Source organism: Halobacillus sp. BBL2006 (assembly GCF_000786645.1).
Classification (GTDB): domain Bacteria; phylum Bacillota; class Bacilli; order Bacillales; family Halobacillaceae; genus Halobacillus.
In genome coordinates, this window is sequence record NZ_JRNX01000965.1 from 1 (window position 1) to 901 (window position 901).

The 901-nt window shown below is 38.6% G+C and carries 2 protein-coding genes; one reads left to right on the top strand and one right to left on the bottom strand.

What is annotated here, in order from left to right:
* Positions 1-63 precede the first annotated feature (63 nt).
* Positions 64-624: a hypothetical protein gene (locus tag LD39_RS21435; protein ID WP_035553884.1), complete on the bottom strand. Its 561-nt coding sequence runs from the start codon at positions 622-624 to the stop codon at positions 64-66.
* A gap of 119 nt (positions 625-743) precedes the next feature.
* On the opposite strand from LD39_RS21435, the gene LD39_RS21440 reads away from it, so the two are divergent.
* A partial coding sequence (locus LD39_RS21440; protein WP_035553887.1) for an SDR family NAD(P)-dependent oxidoreductase occupies positions 744-901 on the top strand: 158 nt, incomplete at its 3' end.

The window sequence follows — 901 nt, forward strand, 5'->3', positions numbered from 1 at the left end:
CGAATTCAATAAGAAATTAAAAAAAAGCCTGACGGTTATCATTAACCGTCAGGCTTTTTTTAATTAAGAAAGTTCATCTTTCATGTTTGGAGCAAGAAGACCTGCTTCTTTATACATTTCTCCAAGCTTGTCGTTGAACTCAGTGAATTTCTCATCTGCTGTTGAAAGATCGGCTTCTTCCACATTTCCTTCTAGTGCAGAAGCCACCTCTTCATAGTATGCTTGTAAGGACGAGATCGCTTCTTGGTACTGGGATTTCATATCTTCAGATAGGTCAGCTTCTACAGTGTAGTTAGAAGCTTCCTCAGATGCTTCTTGAGCAGCTGTTAACGCTTCTTCACCTGACGTTTTAATTGCTTCAGGATCAGGCTCTTCTTCCGAGACGGCTGCTTCATAAGCTGCAATTTTGGCCTGGTAATCTTTGAATGCATCCTTTAAGTTCATTTGAGCATTTAACAGTTCTTTTTTTGTAGCCTGTTCATCGTTGCTTTGCTCATCATTCGTATTTGTTTCTTCCGTTTGGTTGTCTGAATCACCGTTGGTGTCCTCTTCTGCAGAATCACTACTGCATCCTGCTACCATAAGTGCACTGGTAAGACCTAAAGCTAATAACCATTTTTTCATAAAAAAAGACCCCCTTTTAAGTTGACAGACTTTAGTTTAGTGGAATTCTATGGAAATGTAAAGAATTTGCGAAAATGTTATACTATACTGAAAATTCAATCCAAATCAGGAGGAAAAAGATGTACTTACCAAACTTTAGACTAGATGATAAATTAACCGTTGTTACCGGAGGAACGAAAGGAATAGGAAAAGCGATCACCCTAGCTTTCGCAGAAGCGGGGGCAGACGTGATTGTCATTGCTAGAAATGAAGATGATTTAGAAAAAACAAAACAAGA